Here is a 5,769-nt window from a genome sequence, read left to right as displayed (position 1 = left end):
ATTACTGGCAGAAGCTAAGTGTTTGCCATCGGGGCTGTAGGCGACGCTATTGACCGAACTGTTATGACCCTGGAGAGTTTTCAGGGATTGACCTGTGCTGATGTCCCAGATTTTGATTGTGTTGTCATTACTGGCAGAAGCTAAGTGTTTGCCATCGGGGCTGTAGGCGACGCTATTGACCGAACTGTTATGACCCTGGAGAGTTTTCAGGGATTGACCTGTGCTGATGTCCCAGATTTTGATTGTGTTGTCATTACTGGCAGAAGCTAAGTGTTTGCCATCGGGGCTGTAGGCGACGCTATTGACCGAACTGTTATGACCCTGGAGAGTTTTCAGGGATTGACCTGTGCTGATGTCCCAGATTTTGATTGTGTTGTCATTACTGGCAGAAGCTAAGTGTTTGCCATCGGGGCTGTAGGCGACGCTATTGACCCAACTGCTATGACCAGAGAGAGGGCTTAACTCGATTGTGCGATTTTCTTTCTTCTCGTTTGGTTTTAAATAAACTGCTTGCTGCAATGTTGCTACGGTTCGTATTCTGGCATAGCTTTTTTCCTGCTTCCAAGCTGCGCGTTTGAGTTTCTCAGCTGCTCTTAATGCTTCTATCAAACTGTCTGAATACTGCTCAGAGGCAAAAAATGTTTCTGAAGAATTATTTAAGACGTTAATTTCATTGGCTTCAGCATTTTGTTTTTCCCTTTCTGCCTCGTAAGCCGATCGCACTGCCAAAGTAGTCACAATGGCGAGTCCCATACCTGCGGCTACTGAACCAAACAAGGCGCGTTTGAGAAATTTATTCAGTTTAACTTCACTCAGCTTTCGTTGTTCTCGCTCTTTTTCCAGTTCCGCCATTACCTGTTTTAACTTCGGTTCTTGTTGCTGACGGATAAAGTTGGCTAAATAGTCATGCACCAGTTGATAACGGTCGGCTGGGTTTTCTGGTAGCAACACTACTAAGCCTGATTTGACGAAAATATCTAACACTAAATCTAAATTGTCTGTACGCAAGTCATTTGATCCCCCTAAATCCCCCTTAAGAAGGGGGACTTTAAGAACATTGCTCCACTTTGTCAGTGAGGTTGGGGAGAAGTGCAGAAATTTGCCCCCCTTAAAAAGGGGGGTTGGGGGGATCTCCCCAGATTCAACATCACTAAGCGAAAAATATTGCTGCAAATCCCGTTCTAACTCCAAGCGAGTCTTTAACGGACGCGTCCCTCTTTCATCAGTCAGCAAAAACAGCACAATTTCCGCCAACTGCTGATTTTCTTCACCGCAATCATAGACAACTTCATTTAAATAATGCTGCACCAAGTCTTGTTTAGTGCCGAACTGCCGATATTTTTCTAAAGTAGTGATGTTCTCAGTTTGCAATTGCGCCCCCACTACTTGCAACTCAATGGGACGCACTTCACCAAAATCTCCCGCTAAGTCGTCTACCAGTGCATCAACTAAAGCAGGTTCTAAGCGAAAACTAGTATTTGCAGTTAAACGCTGAATAATTGACCTCGCATCGTCGGGGGAGAAATTCCCCAACTTGTAAAGCACGTTATTACTGAGAATGTCATTAGCAATAATCTGAAAGTTGGGCAAATCATTACATTCCAGCAAGTAATGAATGTAATCAACCCGCAAGGATAAGATAACTTTGGCTGATAGAACCTCTAGACATGACCCCAGAAACTCAAAAAACTGCTTGCGTTGTGCAGGTTCGGTGTAAACAAAGAAAAATTCCTCAAATTGATCAAAAACTAGCACCGTGCGGAGGTTGCGTTGTTCTTTTTCGCGCAATGAGTTGAGGAGGGAAGAGAGAAGTAGGGGTGTAGGGGGGTAAGGGTGTGGGGGTGTAGGGGAGCAGGGGAGCAGGGGAGCAGGGGATGCAGGGGGAGCAGGGGAGGAATTAAGGTTTGAGTGAGAATGTTTCGGTTCTAAGTGAGAATGTTCAGGTTCTAAACGAGAACGTTCAGGCTCTAAGTGAGAATGTTCGGGTTCTAAATGAGAACGTTCAGGCTCTAAGTGAGAATGTTCGGGTTCTAAGTGAGAATGTTCGAGTTCAGAACTCGGAGTTTGATGTTCAAAACGAGAATCTTCAGGTTCTGAGGCTGAACTGTGAACCTCAGAACTCGAAGTGTGAACCTCGGAACTCGAAACGTCAACATTCCCAGTCCCCAATCCCAACAACCGTCCCAACTCTTCCACCCAGTTGGTGTAAACGCGCATGACAATGACTAAATTATCTTTGGCGCGGATTGATTGTTGTTGCAAGGCTGGAACTAAACCCGCGTTGACAAGGGAACTTTTACCAACTCCAGACTGACCATGAATAACTATCAACTTATAATCATCATTGTTGAGGCGTTCGACTAATCTTTCTACATCTAATTGACGACCAGAGGCGGAAATTTCTGGGGATATATTAGATGTTGTGTGCAACGTCTCTACAAATGTTTGTCTACTAGCTTCTAATCTCCCTGCACCAACAAAAGCTCGCAGGCCAAATTGTTGTTCTATGGAGCGTCGTTGCTGTTTAATGTTGTAAGCTTTGAGATATTCCTTCTGTTCAAAATAAAACTGCTGTAACTGATTGAGAATATCAATATAAAGTCTGACATCTTCTTGGGGATTTGCCCCATTTTTGGCAGTTTCTAAGTTATGAATGGCATCTTGAGTGTTACCCAAACGATATTGAGCGCGACTCAAGATAAATTTATATAAATTTAAGTCGTAAGTTTGTACAGATTTTGTCAATCTATGATCTAAAGACTCACTAGGAATTGTCGGAATAATTTCTAATGCTTGTTTAACTAAGTGTATTGCTTGTTGCCAGTCTTCTTCAGCTAAAGCTACCTCAGCTAAAAAACCATAATCTCTGGCTAATTCTCTTTGCTGTTTGTTTGTTTGATGAATAGATAAAGATTGTTCAGCAAAGGTTTTTAATTGTTGCCAAAGTTCTAATTCTTGGAGAATATCACCGAGTTTATTAAGAAAATTAGCAATGATATCTGGGCGATTAATTTGAGTGCTTAATTGAATATATTCTGCAATATATTGCCGTGTTGCCTGCCAAGCTAAATGCTCTTTATCTTGTTGTTTAATGGCTTCGAGATACGCACAAAAAGCTTTCTCACCCAGAATTTTTACTTGCCATTCTAGATTATTGTTTTGCTGCCACAGAGTTAACGCTGTGTGATAATGCTGGATGGCGACATCTTTTTGATTATTAATCTGCTTTGTTAAACCTAATAGGGATTCTATAAAGGCATTAATTTCTAAATTAGGGTATTGACCTAACCCCCTAACCCCCTTCCTTACTAGGGAAGGGGGAATAAGATAAGTCTCTCTCCTTGTAGGGGAGAGGTTTGGAGAGGGGTTTTCTTGTGAAGGGTCGAGGGAATCAGCTATTAGTTCTTTTTGTGCGGCTGTTAATTCAGTTTCTAGTTTTAAATATTCATAAAAATTTAAATTAAGTTGATTATTAAACCATTGATTGGCAGTGGTGATAATAAAATCTGTCAATTCTTGTTTGTTAATCTCAAAGCTTTTAGTAATTGCCCAACTTTCTAAATCTGGGGCAATTTGCATGAATTGTTGATAAATGGCATCATCAATCCACACTACCAAAGGGAAATTAAAGTGTTTACGAAATTCTTCCCTAACCTGATTAGCAGCAGTTAACATCTGCGATAAATCCTGCACAGTCTCCAAGCCAACAACCATCACACAGCCGGAGATGTTTTCGCCAAAGGTTTCCTGAATAGCTGTGAACAGAGTTTTGTGAGACTGCTGGACTACTAAAACCTGAATGTCAACTTGGCAGATTTCCTGCAATCTTGTGATCAAGCGATCGCGCACTTTACTATAATTACACCGTGCCAAAATCAGCTTGAACTGTCCTACGCTATTTTCAATCGCCCAAGCTAATTGTGCAAGAGAGCGATCGCTATTGATTAGATTATCTTCTGGTTGTTGTTGACTCATAAAGCTAATTTAGTTCGTAGTAAGCACTTCAGTGCTTTGGTGTAATAAGCACTAAAGTGCTTACTACAAACCTAAAGGCTGGTTAATTCCCTCGCTTCAGCCAAGATGGGGTTAACATCAAACCACGATTCACCGCTTTCTCGATATTCAAAGACAAAGCGACTGCGGATTAATTTTTGATATCCGTCATCATCGCTGACTCTTTTATTCCGCTTGACATCCCTTAATAATTGCCATTCTGACTCAGAAATGGGCAACATCATTTCATTGCGGCGAGAACGAATGACTTGCTCTAAGGTTTTACAGGTGAGGGGGAGTGACATTTCTTCCATAATCCAGGTATTCAAGAGCCGGAGTAAGTCCCGCACATGACCACCACTCATAATACATAAACGTTCTAGGGTGCTAACACTGTCAAAAATTTCGGTAATCTTTTCTAAGCGTGCTACTGGTTGCAAGTCGGGAAATGCTCTAGCTAAAACCATCTGCTGCATTAATCCCATCCCCTCTTGATGGATACTCCCATCAGGATACTGTACAGACACCATCGGTAATACTTTGGGGTCGTCGTGAAATCGCTGGGTGAGTGTGCCGTAATCGTTGGAAAACTTCAGAGACAGGGGCATGGTGTAGACTAAATGACAATTCAGCTTGGTGAGATATTCACCCTGATCTACAAATAAATATTCCTGTTGTGGTCTACCCCAAGGCTTGGGACTATTATCTATGCGGTCGAGGTTATCGACAATCACCACCAGTCCTTTTTGACCTTGCTGCTTGAGTTTTGCGATCGCCGGCTGCAATAATTCTTGATTAATGGCTTCTAACAGCTGAATCTTCTGCGGTGCAAGATACTGATTGATTTTCTCCCGCAGTCGAGGATCACTTTTAATCTTAGTTGTAATTTCGCCAATACCTACCGACAGCGATAGTTTTTCTTTCTCCGCACTAAAGCCGACATCACCCACCCCAGGAAATTTAGCTTTTAACCCCGTCACCTCGGAGTTTAACAACTGCAACGCACCTTGCAGCAGAGCATTAAACTTGTTGGTATCCTCCAGGATAATTTTATCGAGACTTTGACTAATTCTGCGTGCGATCGCCAGCAACACATCAGCAATACCGACATCGGTGATTTCTAAGTCATCGGTAGACTCAAAATACACTACATGAAAGCCTAAACTTTCTAATTCTGCCTGTAGTCTAATCAGTTCTGTAGATTTCCCGCAGCCGATATGTCCAGTAAATAAGGTGCAGGTAGGTTCATCTGGCTGAAAAAAGGTAATCCTTTTCTTGAGGGTTTGAATAATATCACCGCCTCGCACCGATGAGAAATCAATATAATACTTACTATCTGAGCTATTTTGAATAAACAGAGTCCGGCTAGGGTCTGTCGCTTTAAAGAATTCCCGTAAATCTATAGTCATAAGTCCTGTTAATCTGGTGAAGGCAGCAGGTAAGAAAGCTTCTTTAATAAGCTTTTTGGCATTTTTCAACAGAATAGTTATTTTTGCTACCCTGAATAACCCTAATTAACACAATATAATTTTCTACCGCCTTTTGCCCTAATTTTCCCGCTTTTCTAGGAATTAGCACCAGAATTTCAGCGCAAAGTATTTTCAAGTCAGAACGGCATAAATAATTAAAGGTTTGTAGTAAGGACTTTAGTCCTTTGTTTCGGACTAAAGAAAGCGATCACAATAAATTTATATTACTTAACATGGTTGGGTTGATTACCACCCAATACGGTTCAGTTAAGGCTAGCAAGCTGATGAGTGATATGAAATTTCGGAA

2 protein-coding genes are annotated in these 5,769 nt (G+C 41.7%); both read right to left on the bottom strand.

All coding sequences use genetic code 11. The features are described 5' to 3' along the window. Positions 1-3,975 (bottom strand): tetratricopeptide repeat protein (locus ACM0OR_RS27475; RefSeq protein ID WP_414579571.1); only part of this gene is annotated, 3,975 nt, incomplete at its 3' end. Positions 3,976-4,046: 71 nt separating this feature from the next. Then, positions 4,047-5,402 carry a P-loop NTPase fold protein gene (locus tag ACM0OR_RS27470; protein WP_414579570.1) on the bottom strand — a complete coding sequence of 452 codons (1,356 nt, stop codon included), beginning with the start codon at positions 5,400-5,402 and terminating at the stop codon, positions 4,047-4,049. Between the last annotated feature and the right edge of the window lie 367 nt (positions 5,403-5,769).

Source organism: Anabaena sp. CCY 9402-a, assembly GCF_963920945.1.
GTDB classification, from domain to species: Bacteria; Cyanobacteriota; Cyanobacteriia; order Cyanobacteriales; family Nostocaceae; genus Trichormus; species Trichormus minutissimus.
This window is presented reverse-complemented; position numbering and strand designations above follow the sequence as displayed.